Source organism: Pseudomonas sp. EA_65y_Pfl1_P113 (genome assembly GCF_963970525.1).
GTDB lineage: Bacteria > Pseudomonadota > Gammaproteobacteria > Pseudomonadales > Pseudomonadaceae > Aquipseudomonas > Aquipseudomonas tritici.
Genome location: NZ_CAXAQM010000705.1, coordinates 1 through 378, shown reverse-complemented (window position 1 = coordinate 378; position 378 = coordinate 1). Strand labels below are relative to the sequence as shown.

The 378-nt window shown below is 56.1% G+C and carries 2 protein-coding genes; both read right to left on the bottom strand.

The features are described from left to right. Nucleotides 1-34: 34 nt before the first annotated feature. Nucleotides 35-166: a hypothetical protein gene (locus tag AACY52_RS31815; RefSeq protein WP_339561629.1), complete on the bottom strand. Its 132-nt coding sequence runs from the start codon at nucleotides 164-166 to the stop codon at nucleotides 35-37. Continuing rightward, the coding region (locus AACY52_RS31810; protein ID WP_339561628.1) for a DUF3304 domain-containing protein at nucleotides 151-378 on the bottom strand (228 nt) is incomplete at its 5' end. The genes AACY52_RS31810 and AACY52_RS31815, both read right to left, overlap by 16 nt.

Below are 378 nucleotides of genomic sequence, written 5' to 3'. Positions count from 1 at the left end.
CTGCCAATTAACATGACGAGGAGTAAACGAATCATCAGGTAGCCTCGCCACGAGTCAGGGTTAGTGGAAGGTGTTCGCTCAGCGCGCGGGTGATAATTGAATCGGCTGTCGGGTTGAGGAATGCCGCCGCAGGCTTTTGAAGTGGCGGGATCATGGCTTCGGACATGTGGCCGGCTCCTGCATTTTTTGAGGGAAGTGGAACGGATAATCTGAACGACCGGGATACGTAGCGCCTGCCGATACAGCCACCCGGTTACAGGGCAAGAAATGCACGTTTACCAACCCCAAGTCCTCATATGGAGCAACTGCCACTACCGCACGATGACGGGTGTAGCGCGTTTCGTGCTCCCGAGCAGCCTTGCGCCAAGCAGCCGAAAA

Bases quoted from the DNA above. Each gene is read 5' to 3' on its own strand.
- AACY52_RS31815 (WP_339561629.1), bottom strand. From the start codon at position 166: ATGTCCGAAGCCATGATCCCGCCACTTCAAAAGCCTGCGGCGGCATTC.